Below are 14,157 nucleotides of genomic sequence, written 5' to 3'. Positions count from 1 at the left end.
CCACGCGCACCGTCAACAGGCGTCGCGCCGCTCGGGAGGGTCTGCACAACCCTCGACCGGTCCTCACGACCGGCCCACGACCGCCAAATCCGCCGCTCAGACGCATTCGGTGAATACTGCGGGTTGAAACGCTCGCCCGCGTCACCGACAATCCCAACGTCAGGCTGCCCGCCGTGGCGACCTGATCAAGCCCTGACCTCTCCGAGGGTCGGCGCTCCTACACCACGCCGTGGGACACTATCATTTCATCAGGATCGGGCTGCCCATGAATGTGATCGTCGGCACGTCAGCGGTGCTTTCCATTCCGGTTTTCTTCCCCTTTTAGGACGGGCTCGCAACCTAGCTCCGACCAATGGCGCCTGGCGATGATCCGATGGCCAGAATAACGGTCGACGCTATCCAAGTTTGGCTTTGAAATGCAGCGACGGTGCCGCGTGACACGGGGTCCCGTACGGTCGTCCATTGGCGAAATCTACAAGGCTCATGAGGCGCGTGTCCGGGCCTCGGCGAACGTCAGAAGTCTGCGGCTTTTCTCGTCCCACAGGTGCAGCCGCGCGCAGCGAAAGCTTTGCATGAGCGTGATGCGCTTGGAGCGCGCCAGCAGGTCGTGGTCCCTGACCACCTCGCCAAGACGGTAGAACGGGATCCGGCTGGCAAGGTGGTGCACGTGGTGTACGCCGATATTGCCGGTGATCCAGCGCAGGATGCCGGGCAGGGCGTAATGCGAACTGCCGTGCAGGGCCGCCTCCTGGATGTTCCATTCCTCCTCGTGCTCCCAGCTGGTTTCCTCGAACTGGTGCTGGACGTAGAAGAACCAGGTTCCTGCGATCGCGCCCAGAAGCATCGTCGGCAGGAACACGAACAGCAGGACATCCCAACCTCCCAGCCAGACGATCACCGCAAGGACAAGGCCGATGGCGGCATTCGTCGCCATGGCGCTTAGCCAGTAGCGCCAGCCGGACCGCATCAGGTAGACCGGCAATCGGTGCTGAAGGAAGAACAGGTAGAACGGAACCGCGCCGAACAGGATCACGGGATTGCGGAGAAGACGGTAGAGGGCGCGGCCGAGCCATCCTTTCTCGCGATACTCCCTGACCGTCAGGGTCGGGACGTCTCCGACACCGCGTCGATCGAGGTTGCCAGTCGTGGAATGGTGGATCGCGTGCGTCTTGCGCCAGACGTCGTAGGGCGTCAGCGTAAGCACGCCGAGCCCGCGGCCAATACAGTCGCACAAGCGCCGATCGCGGAACAGCGACCCGTGCCCGCAATCGTGCTGAATGATAAACAGGCGGACGAGGAAGGCTGCGTTCGCCAGCGCAAGGGCCATGGCCAACAACGCACTGATCGAGACCAGCCACCACGCCACCCCCCAGATCGCGACGAAGGGCACCAGCGTGACGGTCAACTCGAAGACGCTACGGGAGGGGTTGGGTTGGCGGTAGGCTGCCAGTGTCCGGGTCCAGTCAGAGGGCCGCAACGCGGTGTCGCTCTGCGGGCCTTGCCCGCCGGCGGCCGGGTCGGCACAGGACGCGGGCGTCTCGCCCCGGCTTGTCTGTGCCTGCCCGGACTCGTCGTTGTCCGCAGCGGGCTGCCCGGCCTGTGCACCGGATTGCGGCGTGGCGACATGGTTTCCCGCGTCAGCCGGCATGTCCTTATTGTCGGGCCGACCGGCGGCCGGGGTGTCAGCTGGTCTCGTCGCGAATGTCATAGTTGTGCGTCGTATCCTCTCTGGTCGAGCCTGTCATTCCGGCGGTCTGCGAACAGAGTTGCCGCCAGCGATGATTCGGTTGATGATCGTCGCGACGGTCCGGTGCGACTCGGTTTCGGCCTCCGTGCCTGTGGCACTCTCGTGGGTCGCCGCGGCATCGCGGAGAACCCCCATGATCTCGCTCTCGGGCAGCAGCTTGTGATCGTTCATGGCAAGCAGCAGCGCCTCGCAGATCGAGAGGGCCGCCATGCCGGCATGATCTGTCTGGTCGGGCATCGTGGGCATTCCTCGCTCCGAACTGGCGTGCACGGCCGTGGCGCGCCGGGATGATCTACCCTTTGTCGCAGGAAATCTGGTATCGTGGACTGATCTGAAGTAGCCGCCGTGCGAGAAAAATCCGGTAGTTTCCCCACCGGGATTGCCAGCAGCGCGAGGGGGCGCATGACCATCGCAGCGCAAAGCCCGCTCACCCGCAAGCTCTCGGCCTTCGTCGCCCTGTCGGATGTCGAGCTTGCCGTGCTCGAGCGGCTGCACCAGCGCCGCCGGACCTTCGCCGCCGGGCGGGACATGGTGCATCAGGGGCAGTCCGGGCAGGCGGCCTTCATCCTCTCGGCGGGGTGGGTCTGCTCTTACAAGGTCCAGGCCGACGGGACGCGCCAGATCGTCGATTTTCAGATCCCCGGAGATTTTCTCGGGTTGCGCAGCGTTCTCCTGCGCACCTCGGACCACAGCTTCGAGCCCGTCGGGGACATCGAGGCTGCCGAAGTGATGGCGAGCGACCTTCTCGAAGCGCTCGCCGAGACGCCTCGCCTGGCGACGGCCATCCTCTGGGCAGCGTCACGGGACGAGGCGATGGTGGTCGAGCATCTCGTCAGCATCGGGCGGCGCGACGCGGACGCCCGCATGGCGCATTTCCTGCTGGAACTGGGGTCGCGGCTGGCTCTTGTGGGTCTCGGCGGCAGGACCGGCTTCGCCTGCCCGTTGACGCAATATCATCTGGCCGATGCGCTCGGGCTGAGCGCCGTTCATGTCAACCGCGTTCTGCGGCAGTTGCGCGAGGCGGGGCTGGTGACTGTCCGCGACGGCCATGTCACATTCCGCGACCTCGACCGACTGGCGGACTTGGCGGGGTTCGATCCGGAATATCTCGATCACAGCGGGCCGCTGCTGAAATAGCCGCGCGTGTCACCTCCGGGTTGATCCCGCCGAAGCTGGGGCAGTGATGCGAGGTTGCCAAGCGCCGCAGCCGCCGCTTCGATCTCGATGATCGTCAGCGCCGTGTTGCGGGCGACATGGGCCCTTTCCGCGGCCCGATAATACTTGAGCGCGGCGTGTTTCCAGGCCCCTTCCGGAGCCGCGTCGCAGGCAGCCTTGAGGGATGCCAGGGTATTGGCGATCGCGATCTGGTCGTCCAACATCGGCGCATTCCCTGATCGAAACCCGAAGGACGCGACGCTTGCGCACCCCGCACGAAGGGCATGTCGGGCTCTGACGCGGTCCTGCCATCGTGGGTTTGGGACGGGCGCCTGTCAGTCTCATGCTGCCGCACCCTGGGTCGGGCGGCACTGATCGAGGTTAGCCGTCCTCGCGTTTCCTCACGGGGGCGTCGGCCCCTGGCGAGGCTGATCCAGGTAAGTGCAGCCGCCCCCGGTTCTGCGAGGCTCATGGCTCATGGCTCAGGTCCGGCGTGCCGCGCCCCAGACCAGCGGCGCGACGCCGGCCAGGGCCGGGCGGCATCGGCCGGCGAAATCAACGGGGTCCACATCATGTCACTTTCGAACATCATCGGCGTCGTCGCCGCGGCGGTCGGTATCGCGTTGCTCTTCTTCGCCTGGCGGGCCTCGAACGCGCCCGTCGACCAGGTGTCCGAGGCCCTGACCGGCCGCTTCACCGGCAACACCATGTGGTACCTGATCGGCGGCGTAATTGGCGCCGTGGCCGGCGGCGCACTGCTGCTGCGCGGCTTTGCCCGCGTCTGATCCGCGTTGCGGCGCCCGGGCATAGATCTGAGCCGCCGACCCACGTCGCCGGGCCGCCATCGGCCCAGCATGACCCACTCACAGGGAATCCAACTCAATGTCTCTCATCAATCTGGTCGTCACCCTTGTCGTCGTCGGCGTCTTGCTGTGGGCGATCAATACCTATGTCCCGATGGACCGCAGGATAAAGCAAATCCTGAACGTGGCGGTGGTGATCGTGGTCATCCTCTGGCTGCTGCGCGGCTTCGGGGCTTCGGGGCTTCTCGGCGGGGTCGGCGATACCGGCTTCAGTGGCTGAGACCGTCCCAGTGTCGCCGATCACCCGGCCTCGCAGAAACCAGGTGGGCGATCTTCGGCGAAGCCGTCGGCCGGGTGTGAGGATCGAGCCGAGCCCGGGCAGCACGGGGCGCTCCGCTGCGATAGGGGCCCCCGCGCCGGTCGCGCCTCCCGGCCTACCGGGCCGGCGTCTCCTGGTGGGTCAGGCGTAGCCACTTGCCGTCGCCCCTCAGATAGGTCGAGGTGCAGACCGCCTCGCGGATGGGCTCGCCCGCCCGCTCGGCGGAGACGCGGTAGGCGAGGACGGCAATCTCGCCCTCGCGCGCGAGGTAACGCTCGCTCATCTCGACGGAGCGCCACCGCTGGGCGACGTCCTTCTCGCGCCAGATCGCATCGCCCTGAATGATGCCGGCAGGATAGGGAAAGACGAAGACCGCGCCCCGTGCTGTCATCCGGCGCGCGCTGTCCGCACCGCCGGTCCAGAACCGTTCCTCGAGATCCCAGAGGGTGGCGGAATCCTCCGGCTCAGGCCCTCCGTCGGGTGGGGCCGGTATTTCGGGCTTCATTCGCCTGTCCCCGACCCGCCGCCCAAGATCATCTGCGCCGCGAGAAGAAGCACGGCAACGATCGCCCAGACCAAACCCGGCGCGAGCGGAGCCCCCTTTGCCGACGCAGGACCGGCCCCGCCGGGACGCGCCGAGCGGTCGGGAAGAAGACGGGCCAGTTCCCGCCCCACCGGGCCATGCGCCTGTCCGAGCGCCGGCACGTCGCGTACACGTGACAGCAGCGCGCCGAAACGGGTCGCCGCCGCCTCCCGGCCAAGCGCCGCGAGCTCTGCCGCCTCCGCCCAGGGGTCGAGGTTCAATCGCGCAAGTGCCGAGAGAACCGTAACCGGGCTTCCGCGGGGGTCGTCGCCGACGAACGCGTAGAGGAACGGCTCGAATTGGGGCGGGTTGGGGTTGAGAACAAGTGGTTCGGACATCGTGATCGTGCTCCTTGATAGAAGGGGGCGTCCGGCTCGCCTTTTGCGGCACGACGAAAGCAGACGCCTTCGTGCAGCCATTTCAGCCATTCTACGCACGCGTCGGCCCACGCGCCCTTACACAGGTCAGCCCGGCCGTTCGCCATCCTTGCGCGCCGACGCAGAGCACGCGCCGGCCCCGGACTAACCTGCGTCAGCACCCGTCGAGCGGCTCTCGCCTACAAGAGGCCATCCGTTCGGCCGTCCCGGCGCCGCAACGGCGTCCCGTTGATTGCGATGGACAACGGCTCTGCCAACATCCTGGAGGCCCCGCATGACCACGCGCTCGACCCGATCGTCGGTCACCTTTTCCGCCCCGTTCGCCCTCTCGGGTTACCCGGGCGAACTGCCCGCCGGCACCTACGAGGTCGTCGTCGAGGAAGACCTCCTAAAGGGGCTCAGCTTCGAGGGATGGAGACGCACGGCGACCAGCCTGACCGTGCGCGGCAGGGGCAGCCATGCCGGACGCAGCGAGTCGCACGCGATCTCGGACAGCGACCTCAAGGAGGCGCTGCGACGGGATGCGGCCACGACCGAGACAAACACTCACAGCGAAGCGGCGCTTTCCCCGCAGGAGGATAGAACATGAACACTCCCGAATGGCTCAAGCCCGGCATCTACGGTGCCGTGATCGGTGCAGTTTTCGTCGGCGTGGTCGGCTTTACATGGGGCGGCTGGGTGACGGGCGGCACCTCGAACGACAGGGCGATGGCGATGTCCCGAGACGATGTCGTGGCGTCCATGGTGCCGGTCTGCCTCGACATGGCGCGCTCCGACCCGGCCCGGGCCGACAAGCTGGCAACGATCCGGGCTGCCTCGACCTACCAGAGGCGCGACGCGCTCATGACGGCCGGCTGGGCGACCATGCCCGGAACCGATGCCCCGGACCGGGATATCGCGCAAGCCTGCCTGAAGGAACTGGACCTCTGAAGGCATGCTGGTCAGAGCCGACCGAGTGATGGCGCAAAACGCGTCACGCCGTGAAACGCGCGCGACACACACACCAAGCGCAAAAATCCAAGCGAGGACCTTTCAATGCCGTCTGATGAGAATGGATCTGGAGACCGTGGACCATGGAAAAACAGGCAGACCCGCGCGCCCCCTGAGGTTGACGCAATTCTTCGAAAGGGCCGGGATCGGCTGCACGGTATCTTGCCGGACGGCCCGCCGCCGGTGAGGCGTCTGGCGATCGGGGCTGTCTTTGCGCTTGCGGCGTTTGGGGCTTGGTCCTCCTGGTACACGGTTCCCAGCGACTCAGTCGCGATCGTCCAGCGGTTCGGAAAGTACTCGGCCGAGATCCCGCCGGGGCTGCACTTCAAGATCCCGTTTGGGGTTGACGTGACCACGCTGGTGCCGGTCAAGCGCCAGCTGAAACAGGAGTTCGGGTTCACGACGCCGGGCGCTACGGACCCCTATCAGAGCCCGACCGACGGCCGCCGCGAGACCGAGATGGTGACCGGAGACCTCAACGCGGCGCTTGTGGAGTGGGTGGTGCAGTATCGCATTCCCGAACCGCGCAAGTTCCTTTTCGAGGTGCGCGAGCCGAGCGCGACCCTGCGCTACGTGTCGGAATCCGTCATGCGCGAGGTCGTGGGGGACCGCACTGTCGACGAGGTGATCACCGTCGGACGCCAGGAGATCGAAAGCGAGGCGCTTTTGAAGATGCAGGCGCTTACAACCAAATACGCCATGGGCATCAGTATCGACCAGGTGCAGCTGAAGAACATCAATCCGCCCCAGCCCGTCCAGGCATCGTTCAATGAGGTCAACCAGGCACAGCAGGAAAAAGAGCGGATCATCAACGAGGCCCGCCGCGAATACAACCGGGTCATTCCTCTGGCCGAGGGCGAAAAGGACCAGCGCATCCGCGAAGCCGACGGGTACCGCCTGAGGCGGATCAACGAGGCTGAGGGCGACGCCGCCCGCTTCACGGCGCTTCTGACGGAATATCGTCAGGCTCCCAAGGTGACGCGGCGCCGGATTTACATCGAAACCCTGCAGGATGTTCTGCCGGGCATCGGTTCCAAGATCATCGTCGACGGGTCCACGGCAAGCATCCTGCCGCTGTTGAACCTTGATCGACAAACAGGAGAGACCCCGTGAAGACCATTTCGTTCATTGCCGCGGGGATCGCCCTGGCCGGCGTCGTCACGGCGTCCTCCGCCGTCTATACGGTCGGCGAGGTGGAGCAGGCCATTATAACCCAGTTCGGCAAGCCCGTGGGCCCGCCCATCACCGAGGCCGGCCTCAGGGTGAAGCTGCCCTTCGTCCAGGAGGTCAACCGGATCGATCGCCGGGTCCTGGAGTGGGACGGCTCGCCGTCGGACATGCCGACCAAGGACAAGCTCTACATCTCCGTCGATCTCTTTGCGCGCTGGAAGATCACCGACCCGCTGCAATACTTCCTGCGCCTGCGCGACGAGCGCAGCGCCCAGTCACGCCTCGACGATATCCTCGGCAGCGAGACGCGGAATGCCGTCGCGAAGCACGAACTCATCGAGATCATTCGGACGACCAAGGGGCGGACGCCACTGCGCGACAATCTTCTGACGGATCAGGAGCTTGCGCAGGATATCGGCGCGCTCGTTCCCATCACCAAGGGGCGGGCGCTGGTCGAGCAGCAGATCTTCGAGGCGGCGGCCGAGAAGGTGCGGGTCTTCGGGATCGAGCTTCTCGACATTCGTTTCAAGCGCATAAACTACAATGAAAGCGTGCGGCCCAAGATTTATGACCGCATGATCTCGGAGCGGCGACAGATCGCCGAACGCTTCCTGTCCGAAGGCAACGGCGAAGCGGCCCGTATTCAAGGCAACAGGGTGCGGGATCTCAACAAGATCCAGTCCGAAGCCTATCGCGCCGTCGAGGAAATCCGCGGCGCCGCCGATGCAGCTGCGGCGGACATCTATGCTGGCGCTTACAATGTCGATGCCGTTTCGGTCGAATTCTTCGACTTCACCCGCACCATGCAGGCCTATGGCGACATGATTTCCGACGATACGACGCTCGTCCTGACGACGGACAGCGACCTGTTCAGATTCCTTCGCGGAATGCAGGTCGACGGAAAAACCGTTCGTGATCCCTTCACGGCCCCAGGCGACGGCGGCCTCGCGTCAACACGCAATGACCGACCCCAGACAGGAGCCCCGGCGCCGATCGCTAACCAGACAGATGCCGAACCAGGCCAGTAGGTTCATGGCTGGAGTTCGCAATGATGATTGAAGGGCGCCCCAAAATCCAAGCTGGGGAGGACGCAGACAGGGCGGAAGACCTGCAGGGAAACAGTGGGGCGGGGCGCGGCGAAAGGCTGTTTGCTCTCGGTCTGTTTCATATGATCGAGCGGTTGTTGCTTGTGGTCATTGTGGCCATGACCCTTCTCGCCGTCGCCTTCGAGATCCTGGCCATCTATCAGCTGGGAGCCATACTTCTTGCTGACATATTGCTCATGTTTCTTTATCTTGAGGTCATTGGCATGGTGGCGGTGTACTATGCCAAACGCAGTTCTGTATTCGTGTATCCGATATTCATCGCCATCACTGCGGTTGGCCGGCTGGTCGTACTGCAGGGCAAGGAAATGGAGCCGGGCAATATCCTGATCGAGGCGGCCGCAATTCTTCTGCTTTCACTGTCTGCGCTCGTAATCATCTGGGCGATCAGCAAGCAGGGCACACAATGATCCTCTGTGGCGTTGAAGCCATACACCTTTTTCCGCAACTCCACCTTCTCGTGGCAAGGAATTAATTTCGCTGAAGGCTCGAAATCACTCCTGGCGATCGGAACCGCGAGGCTGGCTTCTTGCTACCTCCCAACGAGACGAGCCGTTCAATTTATCACGGCCCTAACCTGCAGCAGCACGCTATGTCGGCCCGGCTGTTAGATTGACTATCGCAAGCTGGCCCTTGACCAGCTGACAGTGGCCTGCCGGCGCTCGAACATGCGACGGCCAGGGTCGGCCCCCCTCAACGTGAAGGATAAACACCCGTGGCATCAGTCGAAAGTCTTCCTAGAACACGAGCAGAGACGACCGATCTCGAACGGCGGGTGCTGGCCCATGAACGGGTCTTGCAGGCCTTGATCGCGTACATGGCTCGCACGGAGCCACGGTTCATTGACCACCTGCGAGAACGGTTCGTCGAACCGATGAGCATGGCCCGGCACGAACACGACCACCGCGAAACCGACGATTATGCCGAGGAATTCATTCGTGCCGTCATGCTCCTCGGAGAAGTGCGCGCGCCGAAACCGAAGGAGACGGACGTGACCGACAAGCAGACCGTGTTGCCGGGAAACAAAGGGGAAGAGGGGTCTTCCATGGATCGGTCAGCGCAGCGCGGTGGGGTCGAGGTACGCGAAAGATCCGGCATCTGGGAGGTGCGGGTCGACGGCAAGTTTCGCGGCGATTACCACCAGAAGGAACATGCGCTTGCGGCTGCGGCCCTGCACAAGCTGTCATTGCGATGACCGATAGCACCCGCCCTACAGTTCCGCAGGACTTCTCGATCCAGGTGGCCGAGAACGAAGGCATGCCATCGAGACCGAACTCAAAGGCCTCCCCAACACCGGTTGCACGCACCCGACGGTTGACTGGAACGCTCACGCTCGAGCTATCGAAGGCACCCGAAGCAACCGGCGGAATCTGGTCCGCCAAGGAGCAAGCGGCGATGAGACATCCCCTCGCGAGGCTGATCGCGAGAACGGCAGCAATAGCTGGTGTGATCGCGTCCTTGGCGTTCCCAGTTCTGGCGCAGGATGGCACGGGCCCGATGTCCGAGAACGCTCAGCCGCGCAGCTATGGCAGCGGCTGGGTCTGCGATCTCGGTTACCGGGTTGAGGCCGCCGATTGCCTGGCTATCGACATCCCGGAGAATGCCTATGCAACCGGCCGGTCCTATGGCTCGGGCTGGGCGTGTCGGCGCGGGTACGAGGAAGCGGGAGGGACCTCTTGCGCAGCGATCCCGATGCCCGAAAATGCCTTCCTGCGATCCTCCGGCTACGATTGGCAGTGCGATCGAGGGTACCGGCAGGATCGTGAGACCTGCGTTCCGATCGTGCTGCCAGACTACGCCTATCTCACCGATGACACGTTAGGCTCCGGTTGGACCTGTGAGCGTGGTTTCACGGCCAGTTCCGGCGCCTGCGTTCCGATTGCAGTTCCCGAGAACGGGTACCTCACCAATGCGGACTACGGAGACCAATGGGCCTGCGAAAGGGGTTTCTTCGAAATCGATGGCCGTTGCGATGCTGTCGCGCTTCCGGCGAACGCCTTTCTGGACCCGGCGTCCTACGGGCCGGGATGGCGCTGTCAGCGGGGATTTGAGACTGTCGACACCGCCTGTGTCGCGATCGACCTGCCGGCAAACGCGCACCTCGATCGATCCGGAAACGCATGGCGCTGCGATCGCGGCTTTCAACTCGCCGATGGGGAGTGCGTTCTTGGACGATAGGGCACCCCGATCGGACCACGGCGACGCCCCCGGCATCCGGATGCGGATCGGATGCCGGCTGAAGTACCGGCTGACACAACCGACGCCACTCATCGCCATGCTGAACGTGCACTACTCGCGCTTCGGCGACCTGGAGCGCGCCGATTATCTGGTGACATCGTCCAGCGTGCCGCTCGAAAGCTATCGCGACGGGTTCGGAAACTGGTGTACGCGAATGGTGGCGCCGGCCGGCGACTTCACGTTGTCCACCGACGGGATCTTCCGCGATTGCGGACTGCCCGATCCGATCGCGCCCAACGCCACGCAAGCGGCTGTCCAGGATCTGCCCTTCGAGACGCTGATCTATCTTCTCGGCAGTCGCTACTGCGACACGGATCTTCTGTCGGACGAGGCATGGCGCCGGTTCGAGACCACACAGCCGGGCTGGGCGCGCGTGCAGGCGATTTGCGATTTTGTGCACACAACCGTCTCGTTCGACTACATGCAGGCTGACGCGACGCGCACGGCCTCTCAAGCGCTGGCCGGGCGGAAGGGGGTTTGCCGGGACTTCGCCCATCTCGCGATTGCCTTGTGCCGTTGCATGAATATCCCGGCCCGCTATTGCACCGGGTATCTGAGCGAGTTCGGCCAACCCGAACCGCACGCGCCCGACGATTTCGCGGCCTGGATGGAGGTCTTTCTCGATGGCCGCTGGTGGGTGTTCGATCCGCGCAACAACTCACGCCGCATGGGACGGATCCTGGTCGCCAGAGGCCGGGATGCTGCGGATGTGCCGCTGACCCAGACTTTCGGGCGAGTACCCTGACGCAGTTCGACGTCTGGACCTGGGACGCAAGACATGACCCAGCCGGGACGGCGCCTGTGTCTCGGAATTGAACCGGTAGCGTCCCATCGCAGGACGGAAATGTTCGTTCGTCGTCGGCTCGCGAGGCCGGCCGCTCTGCCGGTGTTCCCGTCATGGCATCCCAAGTCACCATCCTGGAGAACCGAGATGACCAATTCGATCAAGACGACCGCCGTATTCCTGCGACCGTTCCAGCTTCCGAGCTGCAACGAGACTCTGCCGGCCGGCGAATACGAGATCGAGACCCAACTGCTGGAGCCTGTGGACTGGATCGAACCGGGCACATGGACGTCGTCGGTGCTCGTCCGCCTCCATCCGCGCGCCTCGCATGCCGGGCTCAGCCGAACGCTGACCGTGCCGCTCGTCGAACTGGAGAACGCCATTGCCGAGGATAAGTTGACCGGCAAGGCCCTGACGGATTTCTTCCTCGAGGAGATGCTGGCCGACCCGATGATCCGCCTCGTCATGCAGGCCGACGGTGTGGCCGAGCAGGACCTTCGCGCCCTCTACGCGCCCCAGTCCGACCAACAGCAGGCAGGGCAAGACGACCCGTGCAAGACGGGAGAACCCCGCCGCGGGATAAGCACGGATGTTTCCGGCCCACGCTCCGGAAGCGCGCGCCCGGGCATCGGAGAATGACAGCCGTGTCGGGCGGATCGTTTGCCGTCCGCCGTTGGATTGGCGGGAGTCCGAAATGACCGACGACCCGATCGATCTCGACGGCCGCAGGTCCGTTGCCGGACAGCGTGCGTCGGAAATGCGACGGCGCCCCGCTAACAGCCGGCCACCACATACACTCCCGCAGCAGTCGGACCTTGAAAGCCTCGAAGATCAGATGCTGGCGAAGCCCGTGTGGACGTGGGTCGAAGTCATGGAAAAGTGGCGGTTTCTTCTCGGCCGCTACGCATCGACGTCCGAGGCTGGAGATGAACGCATTCAGAAACTCATCAAGCGTGCCCTTGGCGACATGGAACGATTGAGAAAACGCGAGGATCGGAAATGACGATCAAGTCTGCGGGGACCGATTTCGGGACAATCAAGGCGATGGCCGATGTTGCTGCCGCGCGGGCCTGCCTGAGATGCGGGTCGACCTTCTGGAGCGAAGGCTTCGGCGAACGGATATGTTCCCGTTGCAAGGGATCGGCCGTCTGGCGCTCGGCAATTCACGAGGGCAGCGGACAGGGCCGGCGGCGCTCGGGCGGCAGGTCGTCATAGGTCGCACCCATGCCATCCATCACGATTACGCACACGACACAGTATCAATATGGAACCGAGGTCCCTTGCGGACCGCACCGCCTGATGCTACGCCCGCGGGAGACCCGGGATCTTAGCCTGACGTCCTTCGACCTCGAGATCAGTCCGGAAGCCCGCATCGACTGGTCCCCCGACGTAGCCGGCAATGCGGTCGCGACGGCACAGTTCGACACCGCCACGAAGATGCTTTCGATCCGGTCGTGCGCGCGCGTGGAACTGCGCGCTCCGGTCTGGCCTGTCTTCCCGATTGCCGCCACGGCGGCCTCTTATCCGTTCGTGTATTCACCGGACGATTTGACCGATCTCGGCGCACTGGCCATGCCACAATATGCGGACGAAACCGGCCGGCTGTCGCGGTGGGTCGAGCGCTTTGTCATGGCACGGCCAACGGATACGCTCTCCCTGCTGAAAGACATAGGCAACGGCATCACGGCCGGGATTTTCTACCAGAGCCGCGAGACCGAGGGCACACAGGGGCCGCTGGAGACCCTCGACAGTGGCTGGGGTACCTGCCGGGACTTCGCAGTGCTGTTCGCGGAAGCCGTTCGGACGCTTGGCTTCGGGGCCAGGCTCGTGTCCGGATATCTGTTCAACCCCGCCGCGAACCTGGCCGGATCGTCGGACGCCGGTTCCACACACGCATGGGTCGAGGTCTTCGTTCCCGGAGCGGGCTGGATCCCCTTCGATCCGACCAACAGGTCGGTCGGATCCAGTAATCTCATTCCAGTCGCCGTTGCGAGGAGGATCCAGCAGGTTGCTCCGGTGACCGGTAGTTTCCACGGTAGACCCACCGATTTGCTTTCAATGGATGTCACAGTGGACGTCCGAGAGATCTGAATAGGCGGGAGCTCGCACGCTCCTCTATCCAGTCGGGACGGCCTTGGAGCTGCTGTCACAGGTCGTGGTCATGGAGCCTGATTTCCGAACGACAAGAACGCGCGATGCAGTTTGCTCGTGCCGGAGTGACCCGTCCTCAGACAGGCCCGGAATTGAACGCAGCCGCATGCGCGGCCGCGCGGCCGGCGAAAACGCGAGCCAGGCCTGGTGGGCTTGGAGCGGGTTCACTGACCTGTTTGCCTCGCTGATCGTCGTCGCTACACCCAAGATGTCGGTCGAGCCAAGGCAACGTTCATGGCTGATTGGTAGGGGCTGAACGGAGTTTTTTTCAATGGCTTGACTTGGAGATGGGGTGGATGCCGCTCTCCCCTGACGGCATCGCAATGTGCCAAGCTTGCGGTGTTGAATCACAAGCTGAAGGAGAGGGCATCCATGGGAGAAGTTAGCATCATAGGCGTCGATCTGGCAAAGAACGTGTTCCAGGTTCACGGAGCCGCGGCGGACGGTTCTGTGCTGTTCCGCAAGAAGCTGTCGCGGCCGCAGTTCGCCCGGTTCATGGCGGAGCAACCGCCGTGCCGCGTGGCAATGGAGGCCTGCGCCAGCGCGCACCATTGGGCGCGGGAAATGTCACGCCACGGGCACGAGGTCCGGCTGATCGCGCCGCACTACGTCAACCCGCCTTATTCATCGAAATCGGGGGTAATGGCTGGCGTGCCCGCGAAAGCTCTGTAGAATCAAGTTGCTACACCAAGTCCGACAGCAGCCCTCGGAGCACGCCATGGGTGAAACGCTACAGC

Annotated in this window: 19 protein-coding genes and 1 pseudogene; 15 read left to right on the top strand and 5 right to left on the bottom strand. The window is 64.1% G+C overall.

Annotation, left to right across the window (positions count from 1 at the left end):
• Nucleotides 1-481: 481 nt before the first annotated feature.
• Complete coding sequence (locus DLJ49_RS19740) at nt 482-1,708, bottom strand: fatty acid desaturase (RefSeq protein ID WP_233489315.1); 1,227 nt, start codon at nt 1,706-1,708, stop codon at nt 482-484.
• A 33-nt stretch (nt 1,709-1,741) separates the two neighbouring features.
• Entirely contained in the window at nt 1,742-1,984 is a 243-nt protein-coding gene (locus DLJ49_RS19735) for a hypothetical protein (RefSeq protein WP_115395239.1), read from the bottom strand.
• Between the two features lie 165 nt (nt 1,985-2,149).
• On the opposite strand from DLJ49_RS19735, the gene DLJ49_RS19730 reads away from it, so the two are divergent.
• Nucleotides 2,150-2,884, top strand: coding sequence for a Crp/Fnr family transcriptional regulator (locus tag DLJ49_RS19730; protein WP_115395236.1), 735 nt, complete (start codon nt 2,150-2,152; stop codon nt 2,882-2,884).
• On the opposite strand, the gene DLJ49_RS19725 is transcribed toward DLJ49_RS19730, so the two are convergent.
• Complete coding sequence (locus DLJ49_RS19725; protein ID WP_115395235.1) at nt 2,860-3,126, bottom strand: hypothetical protein; 267 nt, start codon at nt 3,124-3,126, stop codon at nt 2,860-2,862. The two genes, DLJ49_RS19730 and DLJ49_RS19725, sit on opposite strands and share 25 nt — an antisense overlap.
• A 348-nt stretch (nt 3,127-3,474) precedes the next feature.
• Between DLJ49_RS19725 and DLJ49_RS19720 the strand changes: the two genes are divergently transcribed.
• Entirely contained in the window at nt 3,475-3,687 is a 213-nt protein-coding gene (locus tag DLJ49_RS19720; protein ID WP_115395234.1) for a DUF3185 family protein, read from the top strand.
• Between the two features lie 97 nt (nt 3,688-3,784).
• Nucleotides 3,785-3,985: a Thivi_2564 family membrane protein gene (locus DLJ49_RS19715; protein WP_115395233.1), complete on the top strand. Its 201-nt coding sequence runs from the start codon at nt 3,785-3,787 to the stop codon at nt 3,983-3,985.
• Nucleotides 3,986-4,139: 154 nt separating this feature from the next.
• Here DLJ49_RS19715 and DLJ49_RS19710 read toward each other — a convergent pair whose 3' ends face one another.
• Entirely contained in the window at nt 4,140-4,529 is a 390-nt protein-coding gene (locus tag DLJ49_RS19710; protein ID WP_115395232.1) for a hypothetical protein, read from the bottom strand.
• On the bottom strand, nt 4,526-4,945 hold the full coding sequence (locus DLJ49_RS19705) for a hypothetical protein (RefSeq protein WP_115395231.1): 420 nt from the start codon (nt 4,943-4,945) through the stop codon (nt 4,526-4,528). The genes DLJ49_RS19710 and DLJ49_RS19705 overlap by 4 nt, the downstream gene beginning before the upstream one ends.
• A 313-nt stretch (nt 4,946-5,258) precedes the next feature.
• On the opposite strand from DLJ49_RS19705, the gene DLJ49_RS19700 reads away from it, so the two are divergent.
• The 12 genes and pseudogenes from DLJ49_RS19700 to DLJ49_RS19655 form a co-directional block, all read left to right on the top strand.
• Nucleotides 5,259-5,573 carry a hypothetical protein gene (locus DLJ49_RS19700; protein WP_115395230.1) on the top strand — a complete coding sequence of 105 codons (315 nt, stop codon included), beginning with the start codon at nt 5,259-5,261 and terminating at the stop codon, nt 5,571-5,573.
• Entirely contained in the window at nt 5,570-5,914 is a 345-nt protein-coding gene (locus DLJ49_RS19695; protein WP_115395229.1) for a hypothetical protein, read from the top strand. The genes DLJ49_RS19700 and DLJ49_RS19695 overlap by 4 nt, the downstream gene beginning before the upstream one ends.
• A 105-nt stretch (nt 5,915-6,019) precedes the next feature.
• On the top strand, nt 6,020-7,087 hold the full coding sequence (gene hflK / locus DLJ49_RS19690) for an FtsH protease activity modulator HflK (RefSeq protein ID WP_115395228.1): 1,068 nt from the start codon (nt 6,020-6,022) through the stop codon (nt 7,085-7,087).
• On the top strand, nt 7,084-8,172 hold the full coding sequence (gene hflC, locus DLJ49_RS19685) for a protease modulator HflC (protein ID WP_115395227.1): 1,089 nt from the start codon (nt 7,084-7,086) through the stop codon (nt 8,170-8,172). Before hflK ends, hflC begins: the two co-directional genes overlap by 4 nt.
• Nucleotides 8,173-8,192: 20 nt before the next feature.
• Entirely contained in the window at nt 8,193-8,657 is a 465-nt protein-coding gene (locus DLJ49_RS19680) for a phosphate-starvation-inducible PsiE family protein (RefSeq protein ID WP_233489313.1), read from the top strand.
• A gap of 305 nt (nt 8,658-8,962) precedes the next feature.
• Complete coding sequence (locus DLJ49_RS19675) at nt 8,963-9,442, top strand: hypothetical protein (RefSeq protein WP_233489309.1); 480 nt, start codon at nt 8,963-8,965, stop codon at nt 9,440-9,442.
• On the top strand, nt 9,439-10,425 hold the full coding sequence (locus DLJ49_RS21530) for a hypothetical protein (RefSeq protein WP_147277363.1): 987 nt from the start codon (nt 9,439-9,441) through the stop codon (nt 10,423-10,425). The genes DLJ49_RS19675 and DLJ49_RS21530 overlap by 4 nt, the downstream gene beginning before the upstream one ends.
• Nucleotides 10,415-11,230, top strand: a complete 816-nt coding sequence (locus tag DLJ49_RS19670) for a transglutaminase-like domain-containing protein (protein WP_233489307.1) — start codon at nt 10,415-10,417, stop codon at nt 11,228-11,230. The genes DLJ49_RS21530 and DLJ49_RS19670 overlap by 11 nt, the downstream gene beginning before the upstream one ends.
• A 186-nt stretch (nt 11,231-11,416) precedes the next feature.
• Complete coding sequence (locus DLJ49_RS19665; protein WP_199533457.1) at nt 11,417-11,908, top strand: hypothetical protein; 492 nt, start codon at nt 11,417-11,419, stop codon at nt 11,906-11,908.
• Nucleotides 11,909-11,963: 55 nt separating this feature from the next.
• Nucleotides 11,964-12,272: a hypothetical protein gene (locus DLJ49_RS21525; protein ID WP_147277362.1), complete on the top strand. Its 309-nt coding sequence runs from the start codon at nt 11,964-11,966 to the stop codon at nt 12,270-12,272.
• 221 nt (nt 12,273-12,493) lie between these two features.
• Nucleotides 12,494-13,360, top strand: coding sequence for a transglutaminase family protein (locus DLJ49_RS19660; RefSeq protein ID WP_115395225.1), 867 nt, complete (start codon nt 12,494-12,496; stop codon nt 13,358-13,360).
• Nucleotides 13,361-13,792: 432 nt separating this feature from the next.
• Nucleotides 13,793-14,038, top strand: a pseudogene (locus DLJ49_RS19655) (IS110 family transposase); the annotation flags it as partial.
• Nucleotides 14,039-14,157: the final 119 nt, after the last annotated feature.

The organism is Rhodovulum sp. 12E13 (assembly GCF_003340565.1).
Taxonomy (GTDB): Bacteria; Pseudomonadota; Alphaproteobacteria; order Rhodobacterales; family Rhodobacteraceae; genus HLUCCA09.
The sequence above is the reverse complement of the archived record's forward strand: the minus strand, read 5'-3'. Positions and strand labels throughout refer to the sequence as shown.

Bases quoted from the DNA above. Each gene is read 5' to 3' on its own strand.
- DLJ49_RS21530 (WP_147277363.1), top strand. From the start codon at position 9,439: ATGACCGATAGCACCCGCCCTACAGTTCCGCAGGACTTCTCGATCCAG.
- DLJ49_RS19680 (WP_233489313.1), top strand. From the start codon at position 8,193: ATGATGATTGAAGGGCGCCCCAAAATCCAAGCTGGGGAGGACGCAGAC.
- DLJ49_RS19715 (WP_115395233.1), top strand. From the start codon at position 3,785: ATGTCTCTCATCAATCTGGTCGTCACCCTTGTCGTCGTCGGCGTCTTG.
- DLJ49_RS19725 (WP_115395235.1), bottom strand. From the start codon at position 3,126: ATGTTGGACGACCAGATCGCGATCGCCAATACCCTGGCATCCCTCAAG.
- DLJ49_RS19720 (WP_115395234.1), top strand. From the start codon at position 3,475: ATGTCACTTTCGAACATCATCGGCGTCGTCGCCGCGGCGGTCGGTATC.
- hflK (WP_115395228.1), top strand. From the start codon at position 6,020: ATGCCGTCTGATGAGAATGGATCTGGAGACCGTGGACCATGGAAAAAC.
- DLJ49_RS19660 (WP_115395225.1), top strand. From the start codon at position 12,494: ATGCCATCCATCACGATTACGCACACGACACAGTATCAATATGGAACC.
- DLJ49_RS19665 (WP_199533457.1), top strand. From the start codon at position 11,417: ATGACCAATTCGATCAAGACGACCGCCGTATTCCTGCGACCGTTCCAG.
- DLJ49_RS19730 (WP_115395236.1), top strand. From the start codon at position 2,150: ATGACCATCGCAGCGCAAAGCCCGCTCACCCGCAAGCTCTCGGCCTTC.
- DLJ49_RS19710 (WP_115395232.1), bottom strand. From the start codon at position 4,529: ATGAAGCCCGAAATACCGGCCCCACCCGACGGAGGGCCTGAGCCGGAG.
- DLJ49_RS19735 (WP_115395239.1), bottom strand. From the start codon at position 1,984: ATGCCCGACCAGACAGATCATGCCGGCATGGCGGCCCTCTCGATCTGC.
- DLJ49_RS19700 (WP_115395230.1), top strand. From the start codon at position 5,259: ATGACCACGCGCTCGACCCGATCGTCGGTCACCTTTTCCGCCCCGTTC.
- DLJ49_RS19740 (WP_233489315.1), bottom strand. From the start codon at position 1,708: ATGACATTCGCGACGAGACCAGCTGACACCCCGGCCGCCGGTCGGCCC.
- DLJ49_RS19695 (WP_115395229.1), top strand. From the start codon at position 5,570: ATGAACACTCCCGAATGGCTCAAGCCCGGCATCTACGGTGCCGTGATC.
- DLJ49_RS21525 (WP_147277362.1), top strand. From the start codon at position 11,964: ATGACCGACGACCCGATCGATCTCGACGGCCGCAGGTCCGTTGCCGGA.
- DLJ49_RS19705 (WP_115395231.1), bottom strand. From the start codon at position 4,945: ATGTCCGAACCACTTGTTCTCAACCCCAACCCGCCCCAATTCGAGCCG.